The organism is Bartonella sp. CL25QHWL, from assembly GCF_042195335.1.
Taxonomy (GTDB): Bacteria; Pseudomonadota; Alphaproteobacteria; order Rhizobiales; family Rhizobiaceae; genus Bartonella.
In genome coordinates this window covers 51,613-72,416 of sequence record NZ_JBHIOE010000009.1, presented here as the reverse complement: position 1 = coordinate 72,416, position 20,804 = coordinate 51,613, and the positions used below count along the sequence as shown (strand labels likewise).

General features: G+C 40.7%; 15 protein-coding genes and 1 pseudogene. 3 read left to right on the top strand and 13 right to left on the bottom strand.

Annotated features, from left to right (window positions below):
* Positions 1 to 35: 35 nt before the first annotated feature.
* The 4 genes from ACFILY_RS06590 to ACFILY_RS06575 all read right to left on the bottom strand — a co-directional run bounded on the left by ACFILY_RS06590 (position 36) and on the right by ACFILY_RS06575 (position 4,596).
* A complete protein-coding gene (locus ACFILY_RS06590; RefSeq protein ID WP_375666975.1) occupies positions 36 to 1,886 on the bottom strand; it encodes a portal protein in 1,851 nt (616 codons plus the stop codon).
* Entirely contained in the window at positions 1,871 to 3,232 is a 1,362-nt protein-coding gene (locus ACFILY_RS06585) for a PBSX family phage terminase large subunit (RefSeq protein WP_273791300.1), read from the bottom strand. Before ACFILY_RS06585 ends, ACFILY_RS06590 begins: the two co-directional genes overlap by 16 nt.
* Positions 3,233 to 3,936: 704 nt before the next feature.
* Positions 3,937 to 4,086, bottom strand: coding sequence for a hypothetical protein (locus ACFILY_RS06580; protein ID WP_375631417.1), 150 nt, complete (start codon positions 4,084 to 4,086; stop codon positions 3,937 to 3,939).
* A 183-nt stretch (positions 4,087 to 4,269) separates the two neighbouring features.
* Positions 4,270 to 4,596 (bottom strand): hypothetical protein, encoded by a 327-nt coding sequence (locus ACFILY_RS06575; RefSeq protein WP_273791298.1) that lies wholly within the window; start codon positions 4,594 to 4,596, stop codon positions 4,270 to 4,272.
* Positions 4,597 to 5,403: 807 nt separating this feature from the next.
* Here ACFILY_RS06575 and ACFILY_RS06570 point away from each other — a divergent pair.
* The gene (locus tag ACFILY_RS06570) at positions 5,404 to 5,772 is read left to right on the top strand and encodes a helix-turn-helix domain-containing protein (RefSeq protein ID WP_375637705.1); all 369 of its coding nucleotides are present in this window, start codon (positions 5,404 to 5,406) and stop codon (positions 5,770 to 5,772) included.
* Positions 5,773 to 7,301: 1,529 nt separating this feature from the next.
* Here the strand turns inward: ACFILY_RS06570 and ACFILY_RS06565 are convergent.
* The 3 genes from ACFILY_RS06565 to ACFILY_RS06555 form a co-directional block, all read right to left on the bottom strand.
* Positions 7,302 to 7,697 (bottom strand): hypothetical protein, encoded by a 396-nt coding sequence (locus tag ACFILY_RS06565; protein ID WP_375637704.1) that lies wholly within the window; start codon positions 7,695 to 7,697, stop codon positions 7,302 to 7,304.
* 646 nt (positions 7,698 to 8,343) lie between these two features.
* A complete protein-coding gene (locus ACFILY_RS06560) occupies positions 8,344 to 9,579 on the bottom strand; it encodes an MFS transporter (RefSeq protein ID WP_375637717.1) in 1,236 nt (411 codons plus the stop codon).
* A gap of 923 nt (positions 9,580 to 10,502) precedes the next feature.
* Positions 10,503 to 10,805 carry a hypothetical protein gene (locus tag ACFILY_RS06555; RefSeq protein WP_375637703.1) on the bottom strand — a complete coding sequence of 101 codons (303 nt, stop codon included), beginning with the start codon at positions 10,803 to 10,805 and terminating at the stop codon, positions 10,503 to 10,505.
* 316 nt (positions 10,806 to 11,121) lie between these two features.
* Here ACFILY_RS06555 and ACFILY_RS06550 point away from each other — a divergent pair, with 316 nt between their 5' ends.
* Positions 11,122 to 11,493: a helix-turn-helix domain-containing protein gene (locus ACFILY_RS06550; protein ID WP_375637702.1), complete on the top strand. Its 372-nt coding sequence runs from the start codon at positions 11,122 to 11,124 to the stop codon at positions 11,491 to 11,493.
* Between the two features lie 237 nt (positions 11,494 to 11,730).
* Here the strand turns inward: ACFILY_RS06550 and ACFILY_RS06545 are convergent, their stop codons facing one another.
* From ACFILY_RS06545 to ACFILY_RS06530, 4 genes are all read right to left on the bottom strand, one after another.
* Complete coding sequence (locus tag ACFILY_RS06545) at positions 11,731 to 12,858, bottom strand: hypothetical protein (RefSeq protein ID WP_375637701.1); 1,128 nt, start codon at positions 12,856 to 12,858, stop codon at positions 11,731 to 11,733.
* 843 nt (positions 12,859 to 13,701) lie between these two features.
* The gene (clpB, locus tag ACFILY_RS06540) at positions 13,702 to 16,281 is read right to left on the bottom strand and encodes an ATP-dependent chaperone ClpB (RefSeq protein WP_375631423.1); all 2,580 of its coding nucleotides are present in this window, start codon (positions 16,279 to 16,281) and stop codon (positions 13,702 to 13,704) included.
* A 69-nt stretch (positions 16,282 to 16,350) separates the two neighbouring features.
* Positions 16,351 to 16,668 (bottom strand): hypothetical protein, encoded by a 318-nt coding sequence (locus tag ACFILY_RS06535; RefSeq protein WP_375637700.1) that lies wholly within the window; start codon positions 16,666 to 16,668, stop codon positions 16,351 to 16,353.
* Positions 16,669 to 17,158: 490 nt separating this feature from the next.
* Positions 17,159 to 17,293 (bottom strand): hypothetical protein, encoded by a 135-nt coding sequence (locus tag ACFILY_RS06530; protein WP_375637699.1) that lies wholly within the window; start codon positions 17,291 to 17,293, stop codon positions 17,159 to 17,161.
* Between the two features lie 1,464 nt (positions 17,294 to 18,757).
* On the opposite strand from ACFILY_RS06530, the gene ACFILY_RS06525 reads away from it, so the two are divergent.
* Positions 18,758 to 19,129, top strand: a complete 372-nt coding sequence (locus ACFILY_RS06525) for a helix-turn-helix domain-containing protein (protein ID WP_375637698.1) — start codon at positions 18,758 to 18,760, stop codon at positions 19,127 to 19,129.
* A 431-nt stretch (positions 19,130 to 19,560) separates the two neighbouring features.
* Here the strand turns inward: ACFILY_RS06525 and ACFILY_RS06520 are convergent, their stop codons facing one another.
* Positions 19,561 to 20,493 (bottom strand): MFS transporter, encoded by a 933-nt coding sequence (locus ACFILY_RS06520; protein WP_375637697.1) that lies wholly within the window; start codon positions 20,491 to 20,493, stop codon positions 19,561 to 19,563.
* Positions 20,402 to 20,804 (bottom strand): annotated as a pseudogene (locus ACFILY_RS06515) (hypothetical protein); the annotation flags it as partial. The pseudogene ACFILY_RS06515 and the gene ACFILY_RS06520, both read right to left, overlap by 92 nt.

The window sequence follows — 20,804 nt, the reverse complement described above, 5'->3', positions numbered from 1 at the left end:
TGGCGTTTATCAGAAGTCACGCATGACAAAGCACCCTATTGTTGAGCCTTTGCTGTCTGCAACATCTGCATTATCTGCTCTGTCCCCACATTATTCCCCATCTGCGCTGAGGCATTTTGCTCTTCTTGAAAAGAGTTTTGCGCCTTTATCGCAATTTTATGAATAAGTGAAGCCGGTAAAGGCGAATAGCGTAAGAGATCGAGCATAATCTCAGGCGTTGTAAAATTTTGCATCAAAGGCAGCAATTGCATGATCAGTGCAAAAGTACGCTCTTTTTCATTAAGACTTGTTGGTGCATCATCCACGACAATATCATATTCCAAGCTTGTCACCATTTCGCGTGTCAGCGGCACATACTGGGCATTTTCATCACCAGCAATACGCACCAACCGCCCATCGGACAGATAATTTTGAATAAGATAGAGAATAATTTTTCCCTGTCGTTGCCGATATCGACGCAACCCATCAAAAAAGGAAGCCAAAAGATTAAGTGACGATTGTCGCCGTTGTTGCTCAAGAATGCCAGGCTGATTGACAGCTCGCGTCCCAATAAATTCAGAAGACAACCCCGTCACCTGTTCGAGAGCGCTCTTTGCTTCATTAAACAATTGGAAAAACCCTTGCGGAAATTGTGCCATGGGTTTAGGCTGGATTCTTCCCCCAGACACCGCCCCACTTTTCAACCAAGTAATACTATCGGCTCTAGCCCAACTCTCGAGGGCTTGTCGATCATCATCAAAAGCATCGCGCTCTGCCATAATTCCGCCTTTTGATTGGCTATTGAGCAAATGCATCACTTGACTAAAATATTTGTTTGCCCACCGTTGCGGATCTTTTGTAGGGCGCACAATTCCATAAAATTGCCGGCTTAACTTATCAAAAGTACCGGTAATACACTCCCATCCCAATTGATTGGGTGGAACCAAAGGCTTATCAGGCGCTTCAAGCAGCTTTCTACCTAAAAATGCCCGTTTGACAATTTTTCTGTTCAACCTTGTTGCTTGAACATGAGGAAAGGTTTTGCTTAAATTTTGGAAATCCTGCTCTGAATAATCGACAAACTTTCCACTTAGAGGCTCAAGAACTTTATAAACCACCTCGCGTTCAAACCAGCGACATTCTACCAATGTCACCATTTTAGGACGTTGATAGCCACTCCCCTCTTCTCCTTGATACCCCCTCTCGGACTGATAACTTTGTGTCATTCCATCGCTGGTTGAATGTAAAAAACTCTGATGTTTAACCCAATCAGCATTAAGGTCACTCCAATGAACATGGGGAAACATTTCCTGCGCCACAGCAAGGGGTTTTTCATCAATATACCATAAGCGTTGTGCATCAATAAGATTAGACTTGACAGCACTTGCATCCCACACCATTTTCATCGGGTCTAAACGTGCAATGATTGGTTTTCCTTGCGGATCTTGTTCATAATCAAGGCGTGTATCTGTCCAGCCCATTCCGCAAATAATAGCATCTTGGAAGGCATCGGAATCTTCGTATTCCCCATCAGCTTCATCACGAAACCACTCAGCCGCCCCTGTCAAAATCTGGTTTGCAAAGGCAGCTCCTTCTTGTCGTGGAATAAATTGCACTTGCCTTTTATTATTGCGCTCAGCCCCAATCACGGCATTAATTAAAGGCGCAATACGGTTAAAAGTCATAACCGGTCTGTTTTGTTCGTGCAAGACAGCCAAGTCTTGCTCATTCCATTGCCGTCCATTATAAAAATCGTAATCTTCTTGGGCATTTTTTCGCCATTTTTCGACATGATCAATATCATCCTGATACCAACCCACGAGTTTTTTAAAGAGAGCTTGATTTTCAAGCGTTTCGATTTGATTAAAAGAAGAATCTGTAGAACTATTCATTAAAAAGCCATCCATGAAGTTTGAGAATGGTGAAACGAGCGATAAGGTTTTTTTCGCGCTCTAGCATTTGGCTGTTCATAAGCCACACACATCAGTCCAAAGGCATCGGCCCCATGGCTTGCCCAATCATGTTCAGCGCCTAGTCCGATATTGCGCTGTTCGTCGCGCTTTTCATGATACCAAGCAAGCGCTTTTCTGCCCGCACATGTCGTTTCACGATTAAACCATAGTGCAGGAAACAACCGCCTTACGGCTTCGATACGCATTTTCACAGCGCCTGTTCCTTGGTTAGGAATTATTTTGGTTTGAAAACCGGCTTGTTGAAGGGCACTTTCAAAACTCACATTATAGACACGATCTTTTGTTGCGCCATCATGAGGCAAAACCATAAGAGCCTTTTCATATCCCCTTTGAAAGACCCACCCCACATGTTCTGAGAGAGGTTGACCTTGGGCTTCATAATAATCGAGCACTCGGATTTCCCGTCCAACAAACTGCGCGACCCACAATGCGGTAGCATCAGCCTTTGCGCCTGTTCCCCCGATATCCCAAAAGATTCTCACCTGCATCAAAGGATCACGTGGAACAGTGGTAATCCGCCCTTCCATTTCGGCTTCGAGAAGACATTTCTGATAATAAGCCCCTTGGACAGCTTGGAGATATTCGCCTTCCCAAATATGGTTATACTGCTCTGGTCTTTGCTGCAAATCGTCCATTCGATCACGATTGAGTTTTTCAGGAAATTGCGGATTATCACGCCAATTGATTTCCACCCCTTTGATATGAGGATTATCGACATTTCGGAAACGTTTTTCCACGGCTGCATTTTCATGGCACGGGTTCCATGTGACCCATAATTCTGCATTCCAATCTTTTCCTTCTTCGCGCAAAGTTGGAATAAGTGTTTGCCAAGCAGTCTCAGTCACGGGCTCTGCTTCATCGACCCAACAAAGGAAAACGCGCCCCATTGATTTAATACTTGCGATATTGCGATCAAGCCCAGCAAACACATAGACAATCCGTCCATCTTTTGACTTAATATATTTATCACCGATTTCATAATAGTCTTGTAAAAAAGGATAAGCTTCGATAGCGCGTTTAATTTCTTCCAAAGAACTTTCATTAAGAGAATTTTGAAATTGCCGTGCACAAAGAATAATCCCGCGTTCTCCAGCCATTCCATGGCGATATCCCACAACAGCCGACATCAAAGCAAAAGAACGTGTTTTTCCAGAACCGCGTCCTCCCCAAGCGGCTCGCACATCGGCATTTCCAGTAAAGACAGGAATAAGCTTTGGAATAAGAGCCACTTGAGCCGTATTCTGCTCAATTTTTTGAGAAATTTTCTGAACAGTTGTCATTATAAATTTTCATATTTTAGCAATAATTGCGCTTCACTCTTTTGCTTATCCCAAGTTTAATTATCCCAGAGCAATTGAAGGAAAAGAGTAATTGAGCGAAAAGAGCAATTGAACGAAAAACGCCCTTCTCAAAAGCAGCGCTTTACCTTCCTTCATCCTAATATTCAATAAATTTCACTTTTTTTGCATGAGATCCCCTTGACCACACCTATGCGCCCCAAAGTCCCTATCCCCCAAAGATCATTATCTCCAAGGGGTCCCTATTTTCCCCCATCACCGCCCCTCAAACACCGCGCCTGTCATCCCCCAACCACAAGCACGGTATCCCCCACCCAAATCATAGCCTCAGCACATAGCTCTCGGGCATATCCAAAGCCCAATATCCTCCAATATCATGCCCTCTCAAGCATCACCAATCCTCACACTTGTCTATCCCCCAAGATACCCCCACCAAAACACATATATCCCGCAAGCATAACACTTCTCTCAAGTTTCATGCCCTCACCTATCAAAACACTGTTCCATATCCACCACACAAATACCCTGCACCAAATCCCCTCCAGCACACGGGCCCTTACGGCATCATTCACCAAAGCCCCTTCCCAGTATCACGAGCGCCCACAAGCACGATAGCCTCCGCTTCAATTCCCTCAAGATAGGCAATCACCAAAGCAGCCCCCTTCCAAGACATCACCCACCTCAGCCTAACATTTTTCAATATCACAAGCCTCAGTTATCGAGGTATCACACTTCTCCGGTTCGCTATTTTTTGCATTCACTGGTACAATCTCAATACGCAAAACTGTTTTTGATATCTCCACACCTTCAATAACGAGAAAAGACCAAACCTTCACAAAAATCCAAAACAGTAGATAACATCACGCCCCCTAAGCATTGTACCTCTCGAGTATCACCTCTTCAGCACACGCCCCTCTGTCATCGCCCATAAAATCCGGTGTCTCCACGTAGGAAGCCCAAATATCTCCCACCAAAATATTCTGCTCTCCAGTAAATGCCCAAACATCACAGCGCCTTCTTCAAGCCTCAGTTATCGAAGTATCACACTTCTCCGGTTCGCTATTTTTTGCATTCACTGGTACAATCTCAATACGCGAAACTGTTTTAACCTGCCCTTCTCCAGCCCCCTGAAGAGGCAACACTTTTGCCAGCAGCGAAAAAAACGGTACAGGATTATTGAGAGCATGATACTGAAGATAAGACACCAACCCATCTTCACCATAGTGATATCCAGCCTGCTCCGCCGCTGTCAAAAGAGCTTCATTAAATCGCTTTGTTGTTTTATTTAAAGCCCCTTTTTTCCGCCCTCTTCGACGTAAGGGAAGACAATGTTCATCTACCATCATCATGTTCCTTCCAACTAAAGAGAAACCAAAACCTCAAACACAAAAAATGACATAAAAATCAGCAACAAAATTTGCCAAGCATTCAACAATTAAAAAATGGGACACACCCAAAAAGATAAGAGCCCACATAAAGCCCAAATCCTCCGCATAATTTTACAGATTCACATTTTTACGCTTTTACATCATTACAGAACGCAGCCAAATGAAACGCTCAAATCACTACCCCGCACCGTTCTGTAAACACGGGTGTGTCAACAAGCTGATTTCTCGTCTATCAGATTTCCCTGCTGATTATTTCATATGGCTATCCCACACTTCAAAGCATGGTGTTTCATCAAACACGCCAGATAAGCTCTGATCTACAATTCGACTTCAAAAAGCAAATTTTCCTCTGCTGAATAAAGCTTCCACCCCGCACCGGTTTTAAACTATCATCCAACCTCTTACCCAATAAATTCCCCTACTAACATCAGATTACTTACCCTACTAACATCAGATTACCGCCCCCAAACATCCCTATTTTACAGTATAACAGACTAAAAAATATTTTAATTTTCTTGCCAATCTTCTGAAATTACTTTACTAATGAGGCAATTTTGGTCGTCTACGCAACAACCAAGAGGGGTTAAAAGCCCTAAGTTCAGTACATAAAAATCGATACCACTTTGTGGGTATCTCCCGGATTCCGGGAGCTTTTGCTATGTCCAGGTGCTTGTCAGCACTAAAAGCAAAAGGCTGACTGAACTCAGTACTTTTAACTCCCGGAATACTCATGCGAGGGCGCTCGCAACCGGAGGGGAGCTTGAAGTGCAAACTAAAAATTCACATTTTAATGACATTTCAATAGGTAAAAGAATCCGTTATAGACGTATTTCAATGGGACTTTCTCAAAAGGAGTTAGGAAGCTATTTAGGTGTCAGTTTTCAACAAATCCAGAAATATGAAAAAGGTTTAAATCGTGTAAGCGCGGGGTGTTTGCTCGAAATTGCTAAAAAACTAGAGGTTCCTATGAACTTTTTTTATGCGGACCTTTTAACAGCAGATATTCCCACAAAAGAACATGCCTTACACCACGATCAAGACACATACAGCGAAAAAGAATACGCACTTTTGAAAAACTTTAGAGAGCTCCAGCCGAAAAAACAAAAAGCAATCTTGTGGTTGATTTCTGATTAGGCAAAAGCGCATCAATCGACATCCGTTGCCAATATTCCCCTCTGCCTAAAGCCTTGCCCGCCTGATACCACCACATCTCAAAAAACGGTTTAGGCACCGGTTTACGACATCATAGGATAACAAACTTCAAAATAGGATAAAAACACCAAAACCTTGGAAAAACATCCCCACCCCTCTCACAGAATCTTATCAAAAGATCTCTTCTGATTTAAACGCACAATTCCGATTGTATCATTATGATACCTTTTTACATTTACCTTGTCAAGTTTTTATATTTTTCTTTTGATATTTTTGTGTTTTTCTTTAAGGGAGCCACATCCCTCAAAACACTTTTCCTGCAAAATGCCCCTCATACAAAACACAATGTCTAAAACAACAAGAGCTAAAATAGGATTTTTCCTAAATAGGTATCCCTCTAAATAGGATTTCATTGTATTGCTCATTCCACCCGCTTACTAAAAAAACACCTCTCAATGCTTCTCACACCCATTTCACGGATATCCCCCATACAAATATAGATGCAACTATAATTGTTAAGTTCCGCATAGAATATAAACGCCCACCACGATTTTTCTCTCTTCACATCTCTTTACACATCAGCTCTGCAATCTGTTCACAGCCATTCCCCACACACTCTTCTCCAGAAAACGCACTTCAACAGCACTCTTCATCCCAACTTTCTCCTCCATTCACGAAGACACTTCCCCCAATCCTTCTCACCACTCCATACAATAACAATATATTGATTTATAATGATAATTTAGCATTATTTATATTGATTGAGAGTTCCGAATATCGTAAGATTCTCTCATTTCAAATCCCTCCCATGTTGAATCAATCAAAATCATTCGCTTCCACGTTAAAAGCGAGGAGAGCCCGTGTAAAACTATTAAGAAAGGAGTAAAAATGGCTCTTATGAACCTTTCCAAGAGCTGTCACAACATTAGGGGCTAGCAAATATAATGATAATACCCAGCTTGCTTCTTCATAAGTGTAAAGATAGGGGTGCTCAATGGATTTATCATTATACCATGACAAAAAACACGCACAATATATAAATCCATAAATCCTCCGCTTCATTTTACAGATTCACATTTTTACGCTTTTACATCTTCACAAAACGCAGCCAAAGGAAACTCCCAAACCACCACGCGACAATTTGATAAAAACAAAACACCTTTCCAACAATCTCAAACAACAGATTTCTGTAAAGAGTTCATATGAATTTGATTGTTTAGATCTGACTATTAGATTGGCATATAGAGCCGTAGAACAGAAAGTAATTTTCTATAAGACAGAAACGATAAAAGCGCTATATAACTGAGACAGAACATGAAAGATTGCAAACAGATAAAACGACATCTTTCTTCGTTACAACACTGAAATTGTAAACGAGACGACGGATAATTGTCATCTGAATATGTAATTTTCACATCTGCAAATTTTTATTGATTAATTTAATCCCAACACTTCCCCTGAAATACATTTCTTCATTATCTACTTCTTTGAGACAAACCGGCAAAGGGGTTTCATCTATTATAAGTGCGAATATAATAACGCGTTACTCCAACCTCATCATAAGAAACCATAGACAAGATACCTGTCTTTATTGGCGTTATTTGATAAGTCAAAATTACACCATTTTGCTGTTTGTTTGGTTGATCTGTATAGATCACGTTATATCCATTCCGTCGCAAGAGATTAATAAATACAGGAGTAAAGTTGTCTTCTGTTTTATTTTTTTTCACAATAAGTGTTGTTGTAGCGGGCGGTAAAGGTTTTTTAAGATTACGAACAAAATCGTTAGCAATTAATTTTATATCATCTTGCGTAATATTTGGACTGACATAACTTGATGAATAATTATTGATAGATGCACAACCAGCCACCAAGACAAGAGGCAACGGAAATAAATATTTTGACATCTTAACTCCCCTATAAATTGTATTCTCTTCTGAGAAGCTCCTACACCAGAAATAAGAGCATCCTTTCAAAGAATAGCCTTAACAACATACTGCTTTACTATCAAGCATTAGTTAATCACTTTCTCGCTTGTTTAAAAAACGACCACCATCTCTCATAGTACTCAAAGCTTATGTTTAAGACACAAAATATATATGTTAAAAGTACGAAAAAACACATGTAAAGCATATAGTATATGTATACTTACTTTCATGGTGTGTTGCATTACATAAACCAACGCACAGCACCCTTCATTTCCCCTCCATTCACGAAGACACTTCCCCCCAATCCTTCTCACCCCTCCATATCATGACAAAAAACACGCACAATATATGAACCCATAAATCCTCCACTTCACTTTTACAGATTCACATTTTTACGCTTCTCCACATTTACAGAACAAAGCCAAGGAAAGGTTCACCACCCCGTACCACTCTATAAACAACGGTCTGTAAAGAATTCAAATGCTTGCCTAGCAAGTTTCCACCACTGACCACTCATTCGTTTCAGATCACCCCCTTCAAAGAGCTGTGTTTTTACCTCATGAATAAGATAATGAGCAAAACCGTCTTTAAAAAAAAAAGAAACGGCATGGAGATATCAAATATATCAATGGTCGTCATCGACTGTCGTGTTAAGAGGTGTTAACTCTTTATTTTTCTTAATTTTTACAACGCCAAGAATTCCCGTGGAAATAATTAATGCGGACATCGCTAAAAAAGAGCTTAACAATCCCACGAGTGCCAAAAGTCCAGCAATAAAGCCAGACATTGCTTCCGCAGAGTTTGCTAAAGTTGAAAAGGTTCCAAAGCTCTTACCAAAATCTTCACGACGAGAATATAATTGAATAGCTGAGACTAAACCAATATCCACAAAGGCACCAATAAATCCTAAAACAAATGCTAACACGAGAAGGAATTTTAAATAAATTTCTGCAGCTAAGGGCATAACAAACAGAATAACCCCATAAAGAAGCCAAAATATCATGAGCTTCAACGAAGTAATATTTAATATAATTTTACTATATAACAAACCACCAACAATAGTTCCAACAGCCATGAGAGAAAAAATATAACTCACAAAGCTTTCCTCTCCCCCCACAAAAAGAACAAAAGCTGGAATTAAAAATCTTAAAATTGCACCCGTAAAGAGAATAGCAAACGACGAGCTAACGAGCGTAATAAATAAATTATTATTTTCTGTAGAAATATATTTAAGATATGAAGCTGTTTCTCGATAAATTTTTATAAAATTGAATGATTTATTCTCGCTTGAATTTAAATTCATGAGATTAAATAACATGATAATAGATATAAAATAGGTAAAAAAATCAAAAATGAGTACTGCCGATTTATTTGCTAAAAAAAGCAGTATGGAACAAACCAAAGGGCCAATGACGGCTGCCGTTTCCATGATAATTTGAGCAATGCTATTGGCCTTTGTAAGATCTTTTATTGAAAACATTCTGGGAATAGCAGCTTGAAAACTTGGTTGGAAAATACTTCTTCCTATCGTTGTACATATTGCTGCAAAAATAAGAACAATGATATGTGCCGTACCTGTTATATAAGTTATAAAAACAAACAATGAAGCTAATAATCTAACAACTTCACTTAAGATCATATTTTTCTTCAAAGAAAAATTATCCGCTAACCAACCTCCTATAGGGCCAAAAAAGAGAAAAGGGATAAATCGAAAAAAATACACAAGACCTGTAAAAAAGGTGTTATCTGTTAATTCTAAGACCAGTAAAATAAAAACAACTTCATAAGCATAATCACCAACTTTGGAAATAAAGAGAGAGCAAAAAAGAGCTAATGGACTCTTTTTTAAAAACAAATTCATATCAACCATCCGATATTAAACTTTTCTACACTTAAAGTTACACTTCCTTCGATACAATTGGTGATATGAACTTCAGAAGAGTCTTTTATTCTAATAAATCGCTTAATAAGTTAAGTGAAAGTTTTTAAAGAAATACTCCTCTTGATATAAGCATTTACTCTAATATCAAGTAATATATTAATTTTTCTTGCTTATTTGCTTTAAAAAAAGAAAGAATGTAAAAATTATGAGATCAAAATCTGCTATATTAGTACACTGACTTCCAGCCCACGTCTCAAAGAATGAAAATTCCCAACCAGCACTAATCTACAATCCCACGTCAAAAAGCAGCTTTCCCCACAAAATAAAGCTTACACCCACCCACTCCTCAAACGACAGCACTTCGTCAGGCTCGACAAATCAAACCCTATCTCCTCGCCATCCTTCACGCATCTCTTTGCAACACCCGCCTTACCCACACTCTCCTCTTATCCATGCGGACTCTCTTCATCCTCCATTCCCCCTTTTTCTCTCCCATCACACACTTAACAACTGAACACCCCTCTTCCTCTAAACGTCTCCCTCCATTCACGAAGACACTTCCCCCAATCCTCGCACCACATTCCACGCCCCCAAAAGCCCAAAGTGACCAAAAACACGCACAATATATAAATCCACAAATATATAAATCCATAAGTCCTCCGTTTCACTTTTACGGATATACGTTTTTACGTTTTTACATCTTTACAGAACGAAACCAACGAAAGGTTTACCACCCCGCACCGCTCTATAAACAATAGTCTATAAACGAACCCAGCTTTTTGCCTAGTACCCTTACAGTCTTCAGACACCCCCCCTCAAACGACAACACTTCATCAGGCTCAACAAATCAAGCCCTGCCCTCAAATATTCTAGCTCTTCACTCCCCCTAAAAGAGCAGTGTTTTACAGCATAATAGAATAGAAAATTCTTGATTGTTCTTGCCAATCTTCTGAAATTACTTTATCACTTAAAGTGTAATTTTGGTCGTCTACGCAACGATCAATAGGGATTAAAAACCCGAAGACTTGACACATAAATTTATCCCGCTTTGCGGGTATCCTAGGATTCCGGGAGATTTTGCTATGTCCAGGTGCTTTGGCACTAAAAGCAAAAAGCTGAGTCAAGTCAGTGTTTTTAACTCCCGGAATACCAATGCGAGGGCGCTCGCCCCCAGCGGGGGCTTGAAGTGCCAACCAAAAATCCATATTTCGCACTTTTTTAAAAAGTACCCAATCTTATAGTCTTTGAGATTATTTTCATTTCTCTTGCCAATTTTCTGAAACTACTTTATTACTTAAAGGGTGAGTTTGGTCGTATACGCGACGATCAATAGGGAACTGAAAGCCCGAAACCTCGATACATAAGAATGAACCCACTTTTGTGGGTGTCCTGGGATTCCGGGAGATTTTGCTATGTCCAGGTGCGATGAGCACTAAAAGCAAAATGCTGATTCGAGGTCAGTGCTTTCAGGCTCCCGGAATACCAATGCGAGGGCGCTCGCAACCGGAGGGGGGGCTTGAAGTGCCAACTAAAAATCCACATTTTATCGACATTTTGATAGGTAAAAGAATCCGTCACAGACGCATTTCAATAGGACTTTCCCAAAAAGAATTAGGAAGCCATTTAGGTGTCAGTTTCCAACAAATCCAAAAATACGAAAAAGGCTCAAACCGTGTAAGTGCCAAATGTTTACTAGAAATCGCCCAAAAACTAGATGTCCCCGTAAACTTCTTTTATGCAAACCTTGCCACAAAAGAAGATTTTTCAACAAAAGAAACTCTCTTACACCACGATCAAGAAACCTATAGCGAAAAAGAACACACCCTTTTAAAAAACTTTAGAGAACTCAAATCAAAAAAACAAAAAGCAATCTTGTGGTTAATTTCTGATTAAGCAAAAGCGCAACGATCAACATTATTCCATTCATATTCCCCTTAAGTCGAATTCAAACCAGCTTCCCCTCAAACAACAGCACTTCATCAGGCTCAATAACTCAAACCCTGCCCTCAAATATTCTAGCACACCACACCCCTTCAAAGAGCAATGTTTTACGGCAGATAGGATAATCAGCTGCATTTTTGTTGTCACTTATAATTTTCCAATGACTTTTGAATGCCTCTATTAATCTTTTTATAGCACTTTTACTCTTTTTAAAGCTTCTTTCTCTGCTTCTTCTTTTAACTTCATGCCATTGGCGCTTTCGTACCTTTTTATTGTTTTTTCAATCTGATCATCAGTCCCTGCTTTAAAGACAATCATTGTTTCAAACGGACGAAATAATGACGATTGCGAAATATGAAACAAGATATTCGTACGCAAATTGCTTGGATCAAAATCGCTATACCCTTTTCTTTTTAAGTCATGGATAGATATCGCTTTTTTTGACATAGCAAGACCAATAACATCGCTATTTTTCTCACCAAAATCTTTCACTGTTAAAAGGTTATTTTCAGCGTCACAAACTGTCGATATATTCATGACTTCGTCAAGAACTTGATCATTTATGTCAAATTGAGCATTGCTGACAAAAATGAATACAAGATCACGCAAAGAACAAGCTTTTTGAAAATAACAAGCATTGTACAAACGTGAGGGAACCCCAAGACAGTTGACTGCTCGTCGAATGATTTTTATAGCGAGCTCATATGATTTTTCATCTAAACGAAGATCACGAATGTCTGGAATGTAGATTTCTTGTGTTTCTTGTAACGGTGCAACTTCACTGTTTAATGCACGATCAATAAGCTTTTCTAACCAATTGTAACTCTCAACATTATCCTGCTCTCGGACAGACGATCTGATCTCTTCTAAAAGATTGTCCAGCCCACACTCTTCTCTAAAAGCACGCTCTCTTCGGTCACACGTCATCGTAAATGTATGGGTATTTTCTCGTTTGTCCGGTATAGATGATGCGTCAATTTCTGGATCATTCACTTTAAATGGATCAACGCTTTCTCCACTTTTAACAGATATCGAATGCTCACCTCTAATAGTATCAAAAACTCTCGCCCCTTGCTCCTCCCTAAAAGAAATGCCTTGTTCAAGAAACATCTTTAATGGATTGGAATCATCCGGTGTTAACGATATACGCTGTATTAAAGAGTCCAAAATTTCCTGTTGAAGCACAGCATCACTTATTAACGAATCTTTCTTATCCTCATAGAAATCCTTTAAGCTTTCTGGAGTATGCCGATTATAACTCTTCACGCCCTCTGCAAACCAGCTGTTAATTAATTCCTTGTTTGTGGCTAATTTCATGAGATTATACCCCCGCTTAAATTTCAAATGATCCTTTTTATCAATAAACTCCAATACAGTTCTTATTAAAGTTCTTGAAAAAAGTTCATTATCTGTTTCTTTTACTTAATATTTACCATATTATAGTTTATTGGTAAATAAGTAAAGTAAACTAAATTAAGATATAGATGATATTTTTAATATACACCTCCACTTAAACTTGTCTTTGTAACACGAATAGCGAAAATTTTAACCAAAACAGGTTAGGGAGCTTTTTTTAAGTCTTTATCTTGATTAAAAAACTGCAAAGGAGCAAACTTGATTGTGCAGATAATCATGCTCCCTCATCTACGAGCCACTAACAAGAGTGCAATCAATCAAACAGTTAAAAAAAACTTTTAGCAAAATTTTAAAGCAAAAAAACGCACATCACCGAAAAAATGAGAGAGCAGTGCATTTTACGCATCCTCCACCTTTTTCTTAAACAGCAAAACTCCAATCCATCATCAAAATATCTTCGTCTAAAATCCCCCACTCCCCCTAAAAGAGCAGTGTTTTACGGCGGATAAACGGCATTTCTCTTTAACGCTTTTACGCACAAAGCAATAAAGCAATAAAGCAATCCCTCTTGTGACTTCACTTATAACATTGTAAGAAAATAGCTTTCACGACAAACAGAAGTAAAAGAATCCTACGATATTCGAGAACGCTCATTTAACATGCAAAAACACCGACCACTCCCTTTGCTTTGCAATAAAACACCGCTGTTTCATCGTGAATTTTTCTAAATCAGCACGCTTCAAAGAGCGGTGTTATCGCATAATAGGATTATCACCGCCCTTTATAGCGTGAATTTTTCCACACTTAATCTTCAGGCAAAAATTCCAACCGATCTCCTTGTTTTGTAATTTTCACCGTTGTCTCATCATGAATTTTTCCAAATAAGATATTTTCCGCCAGTGGGTCTTGAATTTCTTTTTGGATAATCCGTTTAAGCGGACGCGCACCATAGAGCGGATCATAGCCCTTATCGGCAAGAAATTTTCTCACCTCTGGCTCGATTTGCAAAGTTATTTTGCGTTCATTGAGCAAATTTTGCAAATGTTCTATCTGAATATCGACGATCGCTTCCATATCGTGACGTTGCAGCCTTTGAAAGAGAATAATCTCATCAATACGGTTTAAAAACTCAGGACGGAAAGCCGCTTTAACGACATTCATAACATCATTTTTTGCCTGCTCAACGGTTTGCCCTTCAGGCAAAGCAGTTAAAAACTCAGCACCAAGATTAGAAGTCATAATCAGCAAGGTATTGCGAAAATCGACAGTACGTCCTTGACTATCGGTCAAACGTCCCTCATCCAACACTTGCAACAAGAGATTAAAAATATCAGGGTGTGCTTTTTCAATTTCGTCGAATAGAATGACCTGGTAAGGTCTTCTACGTACAGCTTCGGTCAGCACCCCACCTTCTTCATAACCGACATATCCAGGTGGCGCCCCAATCAGCCGCGCCCCAGCATGCTTTTCCATATATTCCGACATATCGATGCGCAACATGGCATTGGAGTCTTGGAAAAGAAAAGCGGCAAGTGCTTTGGTTAATTCGGTTTTTCCCACACCGGTAGGACCCAAAAACATGAAAGAGCCAAGCGGGCGATTGGGATCTTGCAACCCTGCGCGCGCACGGCGTACAGCGCGAGAAACAGCTTGAACAGCCTCTCCCTGCCCAATCACACGTTTGCTAATTTCATCTTCCATACGCAACAGCGCCTCCCGTTCTGCCTCCAGCATTCGATCAACAGGAATACCAGTCCAGCGTGAAACAATCCGCGCCACATGTTCAGCAGTAACCGTCTCTTCAACGAGATGATTTTGTTGATCATCATTTTCCGCAATGCTCAATTGTTTTTCGAGTTCAGGGATAACGCTATAAGCGAGCTCTCCAGCGCGTTGGAATTGTCCATCACGTTGTGCAATAGCCAAAGCATTACGAGCTTCTTCGAGTTGTTTTTTCAAATCAGCAGCATGCCCTAATTTTTGTTTCTCAGCCTGCCAAGCACTTGTCATCTCAGCGGACTGTTGTTCCAATGTTTTGAGTTCCTCCTGCACATTTTCCAAACGTTCTTTTGCTGTTGGCTCGACATCTGTTTTCAAAGCTTCCCGTTCGATCTTCAACTGTAAAATACGCCGATCAACAGCATCGAGTTCTTCCGGCTTTGAATCGACCTGCATGCGCAACCGTGCCGCCGCTTCATCGATAAGGTCAATAGCTTTATCCGGCAAGAAGCGATCCGTAATATAGCGGTTAGACAAACGCGCCGCCGCAATCAAAGCACTATCAGCCAAGCGCACTTTGTGATGTTGTTCATATTTTTCCTTAATACCGCGCAAGATAGAAATAGTATCTTCTAAAGAGGGTTCCGGTACAAAGACAGGCTGGAAGCGTCGTGCAAGAGCAGCATCTTTTTCGACATATTTTCGATATTCATCGAGCGTAGTAGCCCCTACACAATGGAGTTCTCCGCGTGCAAGAGCAGGTTTTAACAAGTTAGAAGCATCCATAGGACCGTCAGATTTTCCAGCCCCAACGAGATTATGCAATTCATCGATAAACAAAATGATCTGCCCATTTTCAGCTTGCACCTCTGCCAACACCGCTTTGAGGCGCTCTTCGAATTCCCCACGATATTTTGCACCAGCGATAAGCGCTCCCATATCCAACGCATGAAGCTGTTTATCCCGCAAAGTTTCAGGCACATCGCCATTAACAATGCGCAATGCCAACCCTTCCACGATAGCTGTTTTCCCCACCCCTGGTTCACCAATAAGCACAGGATTATTTTTGGTCCGCCGAGAGAGCACCTGAATAGTGCGGCGGATTTCCTCTTCCCGCCCAATCACAGGGTCGAGTTTTCCTTCACGGGCATCTTTTGTGAGATCACGGGCATATTTTTGCAAAGCATCATATTGGCTTTCGGCATGGGGGCTTGTTGCTGTTTTTCCTTTCCGCAAATCATTAATAGCCTCATTAAGCGCCTGCGCTGTCAACCCTCCGTTTGTAAGAATATCAGCAGTTTTTGCGGTCTTTTCCATGATCAGCGCTTGCAACACACGCTCAACGGTCACAAATTGATCACCGGCTTTTTTCGCCAAATCTTCCGCCATGTTAAAGACTTTTGCCAACGGCTGAGAGAGATAGAGCTGTCCATTCCCCCCTTGCACTTTAGGCAAAGCATCAAGTGCTTCATTAAGCGCCTTTCGAATAAGAGTAAGATCACCACCCGCTTTTTGGATCAGTGATGCTGCCAATCCTTGAGAATCGTCTAACAACACTTTCAACAGATGCTCCGGCAAAAACTGCTGATGATCAGAAGCAAGGGCACCACTTTGTGCTGATTGTAAAAAACCCTGCACGCGTTCGCTATATTTTTCCAAATTCATTTTTTTTCCTTAAATCTCAAGCCACCACCGCACTTTAAATTCCCCCAACATTCCACAAAAGAGACATCTTCAAAGGACAGCCCACCCCCCACAAAACACCGCAAATGATGCCGCATGAAGAAGAACCGTAGTGCTAAAAAGAATATGGGTTTTTACACGCCTCATAGCAAGAGGGAGAAAAAAATACGCTATCAATTTAAACAAAAACCGCAACTCCCCTATACGCCCCACCATCACCAACCCCACCAGCCCAACCTCCCCACCAGCCCAGCCTCCCCACCAGCCCAACCCCAACCGGCCTAGCCCCACTATTACAGTCTCTTCACCCCCAATGCTCCCATCGATGTCAGACAAAAGCCCACCATGACAAAAACACACACAACACATAGCCCCCCACTCCTTTTTCACAAACACATTTTTACGCTTTTACATCTTTACAGAACGAAGCCAACGAAAGGCTTACCACCCCACACTGCTTTGTAAACACTGTTCTGTAAAAGAACCCAGCTTTTTGCCTAGTCCCCCGTCTTCAGACTCCCCTCCTCAAACGACAGCACTTCATCAGGCTCAACAAATCAAGCTCTATCTCCTTAAATCACCATTCCTTCACGCATCTCTTTGCACCACCGCCTTACCAACACTCTCCTCCTATCCATGCGCACTCTCTCCATTCTCCCTTCCCGTTTTGCTCTCCCGTCACACACTCACAACTTAACAGCACTCTTCCTCCCAACTTCCATTCACAGACTCTTTCCCCATTTATCTCGCCACATTTCTCACCATGACAAAAACACACACAACACATAGCCCCCCACTCCTTTCTCACAAACACATTTTTACGCTTTTACATCTTTACAGAACGAAGCCAAGGAAAGGCTTACCACCCCACATCGCTTTGTAAACACTTTTCTGTAAATAATTCAAATACTTGTCTAGCAAGTTTCCACCACTGACCACGCATTCGTTTCAGATCACCTTCCATTCCTCCCACACTCTTCTCCAACCAACGCACTCAACAACACTCTTCATTTCTCTTCCAGTCTGGCACCTCCCCCAATCCTCTCACCACATTCTATGTCAGACAAAAGCCCAACGTAACCAAAACACGCACAATATATAAATCCACAAATCCTCCGCTTCACTTTTACGGATATACATTTTTACGCTTTTACATCTTTACAGAACAAAGCCAACGAAAGGCTCACCACTCCACACCGCTTTGTAAACACTGTTCTGTAAACAATCCAACGTCTTATCTCAAAGGCCCCCTACTGATTACTTTGTATAGTTATCACCCACCCCACAAACGAAACTGTTTCATTAGACTAGACAGATAAGTCCAGCCTAAAACATTTATCACACACTCTAAAAAACGCCTAAATGTGAATATTGATATGCTGATATCACACCCCTCCAAATAGCGCCGTTTTATGGCATAACAGAATAGAAAATTTTTGATTGTTCTTGCCAATCTTCTGAAATTACTTTATCACTTAAAGTGTCATTTTGATCGTCTACGCAGCGATCAACAGGGAAAACAGGCCCTAAACCCTAGCGTACAATTGAGCCTACTCTTGTGGGTTTCCCGGAATTCCGGGAGTTTTTTGCTATGTCCAGGTGCTTTTCCGCACTAAAAGCAAAAAGCTGACTAGGGTTCAGTACTTGTTGCTCCCGGAATACCAATGCGAGGGCGCTCGCAACCGGAGGGGGTGTAAAGTTCCAACTAAAAATCCAAATTTTATCGACATTTCTGATTAAGCAAAAGACGCGATTTATAATCCATATTTCGCACTTTTTAAAAAGTACCCAATCATATAGTCTTTGAGATTATTTTCATTTCTCTTGCCAATCTTCTGAAATTACTTTATTGATAAGCACGTGTTTTTGATCGTCCACGCAGCGATCAAGAGGGATTCAAAAACCCTAAGCTCTAGCGTAAAATGAGCCCACTTTTGCGAGTATCCTTAGAATTCCGGGAGATTTTGCTATGTCCAGGTGCGTTTCCGCACTAAAAGCAAAAAACTGACTAGAGCTCAGTATTTTGACTCCCGGAATACCAATGCGAGGGCGCTCGCAACCGGAGGGGGGGCTTGAAGTGCCAACCAAAAATCCAAATTTTATCGACATTTCTGATTAAGCAAAAGACGCGATTTATAATCCATATTTCGCACTTTTTTAAAAAGTACCCAATCATATAGTCTCTTTGAGATTATTTTCATTTCTCTTGCCAATCTTCTGAAATTACTTTACAAATTAAAAAATGTTTTTTGATCGTCTACGCAGCGATCAAGAGGGATTCAAAAACCCTAAGCTCTAGCGTAAAATGAGCCCACTCTTGTGGGTGTCTCGGAATTCCGGGAGTTTTTGCCATGTCCAGGTGCTTTAAGCACTAAAAGCAAAAAAACTGACTAGAGCTCAGTATTTTGACTCCCGGAATACCAATGCGAGGGCGCTCGCAACCGGAGGGGGGCTTGAAGTGCGAACCAAAAATCAAAATTTTATCGACATTCTGATAGGCAAAAGAATCCGCCACAGACGCATTTCAATGAGCCTTTCCCAAAAAGAATTAGGAAGCCATTTAGGTGTTAGTTTTCAACAAATCCAAAAATACGAAAAAGGCTTCAATCGTGTAAGCGCAGGATGTTTACTCAAAATCGCCCAAAAACTGGAAGTTCCTATAAGCTTTTTTTATGCAGACATTGCTACAAAAGAAGATATCTCAACAAAAGAAAATACCCCACTCCGTGATCAAGAAACCTATAGCGAAAAAGAACACACTCTTTTGAAAAACTTTAGAGACCTCCAGCCAAAAAAACAAAAAGCAATCTTGTGGTTGATTTCTGATTAGGAAAAAGAGCAACAATTAACATACCCCTCTGCCTAAAGTTTCCCATACCTGATATCACCATACCTCCAAGAGTGATGTTTTATGGCATATAAGATAATTCACACTATAGCTTGTTTTCTGTTTCCATTATTGCGTCAAGCCAAGCTGATTGAGGATTAGCAGCTGAGTTTTTAAGTTTGACTATTCGTAGCAAAGCGGAGTTAAACAAAAATGACATTATCGCTCAAAACCATGCCCCCTATTGAGTTTACGAGACGGTAGAACAGTGTCAAGAAAACAAAGCCCCGAAAAAAAAACAAAAATATGAGCGGTTAAGTAAAAATCAAAAATTGAATCTATAACGTTGAAAGAGCTGCTCTATGTTGGATTATCTCCACGTCCTCTAAACCTCAGAAAAATGATTTAAAACATTTGTTTCGTTGATGAGCCAATCATTGAGATCGAATAATAGACAAAGAACGGTTCACCAATATCCTGATAGCCAATAAACAGAATAATCCACTCAATCCAGAAAGAAGGAACAATTTTCCAGCCGAAGTGTGACCTAAAACAAACGCTCCAACAAACGGCGCCACCAACATAGCTAAATTTTGTATAGACTGCACCCAGCCGGAAGCCAATCCAATCTGTTCATTGAAATTGCTTACCAGATAAACATTAGAAGATATGGAAAAGTAAGCGCTAACCATTCCAATAAGGAAAAAACAAAGCAACAAAGTCTCAATACGGAGTAAATCAAAGTAAAAAAAGCACACTGAGATCATGACAAAACCAATCATTGTTGACATTGCCGGCATTAACAACTCCGATATTTTGCCTGTAAGGGGTTTATGCTTTGATTGTTTCACACGCCAAAACCCATAGAGAAAATTACCAATCGCTGAAGCAGATACCAGCATTCCAAGAGTCTGTTTATTCATTTTCATTGTGCCGAGAATAACGGGCAACTGATTATTCACCATAAAGACCATGGCAAAATACACAAACACCACCGCCACATAGGCATACCAAGCTGTCCCATAAAGCCTCTGCTGTGCTTGCGTGGTATTCGCTTTTTTTATTCTTAGCGACGAGACAGGTTGTGCACCAAGACAACAAAACACGATAAAGCCTAGCAATGTCAAAAAACCAGAAAATAATAAAGTATAGGTATCTGATAAAAGTACAGACAGAGCACTCCCCAAAGCAGGTCCTATCATCTTTGCTGCGCTATTGATCATGTTAAGCACAGAATAGTAACGAGTCCGTCCGTGTTCAGGCACAGAATTTGCACTAAGAACGGAAATTGCAGGCATGGCTAGACTGTTGAATGTCGCTCGAATAACTGCCAGTATAATAAATCCTTGCAGACTCGTCGCCAGCAATAAACCGACAGTACATAGCGCCCGTAACAGCAGTGACGCCCGCAACCAATGGATCATAGAACGGTGGACTTACCAACATTCCAATTGGCTTAGACAGAACGATACTAGGGAATAATGTTGCCGCTCCAATAAAAGCGACATCATATTGATTAGCTTTCCAAGTGAACACAGATACGGTCAAAATCACGATATAATCAATCCGGCCCCCAAATGACACCATACCATTACCCAGCAAAAGCACCAACAAGCGATTTTTTATTGCCCCACCTCTTTGCACCAAAACACGCCCCCCTTCTTTTTCCTTAGCAATA

Excerpts from the sequence above, each read along its gene's own strand:
- ACFILY_RS06590 (WP_375666975.1), bottom strand. The coding sequence starts at position 1,886 with ATGGATGGCTTTTTAATGAATAGTTCTACAGATTCTTCTTTTAATCAA.
- ACFILY_RS06585 (WP_273791300.1), bottom strand. The coding sequence starts at position 3,232 with ATGACAACTGTTCAGAAAATTTCTCAAAAAATTGAGCAGAATACGGCT.
- ACFILY_RS06575 (WP_273791298.1), bottom strand. The coding sequence starts at position 4,596 with ATGATGGTAGATGAACATTGTCTTCCCTTACGTCGAAGAGGGCGGAAA.
- ACFILY_RS06565 (WP_375637704.1), bottom strand. The coding sequence starts at position 7,697 with ATGTCAAAATATTTATTTCCGTTGCCTCTTGTCTTGGTGGCTGGTTGT.
- ACFILY_RS06560 (WP_375637717.1), bottom strand. The coding sequence starts at position 9,579 with ATGAATTTGTTTTTAAAAAAGAGTCCATTAGCTCTTTTTTGCTCTCTC.
- ACFILY_RS06555 (WP_375637703.1), bottom strand. The coding sequence starts at position 10,805 with ATGGATTTTTGGTTGGCACTTCAAGCCCCCGCTGGGGGCGAGCGCCCT.
- ACFILY_RS06545 (WP_375637701.1), bottom strand. The coding sequence starts at position 12,858 with ATGAAATTAGCCACAAACAAGGAATTAATTAACAGCTGGTTTGCAGAG.
- clpB (WP_375631423.1), bottom strand. The coding sequence starts at position 16,281 with ATGAATTTGGAAAAATATAGCGAACGCGTGCAGGGTTTTTTACAATCA.
- ACFILY_RS06535 (WP_375637700.1), bottom strand. The coding sequence starts at position 16,668 with ATGTGTTGTGTGTGTTTTTGTCATGGTGGGCTTTTGTCTGACATCGAT.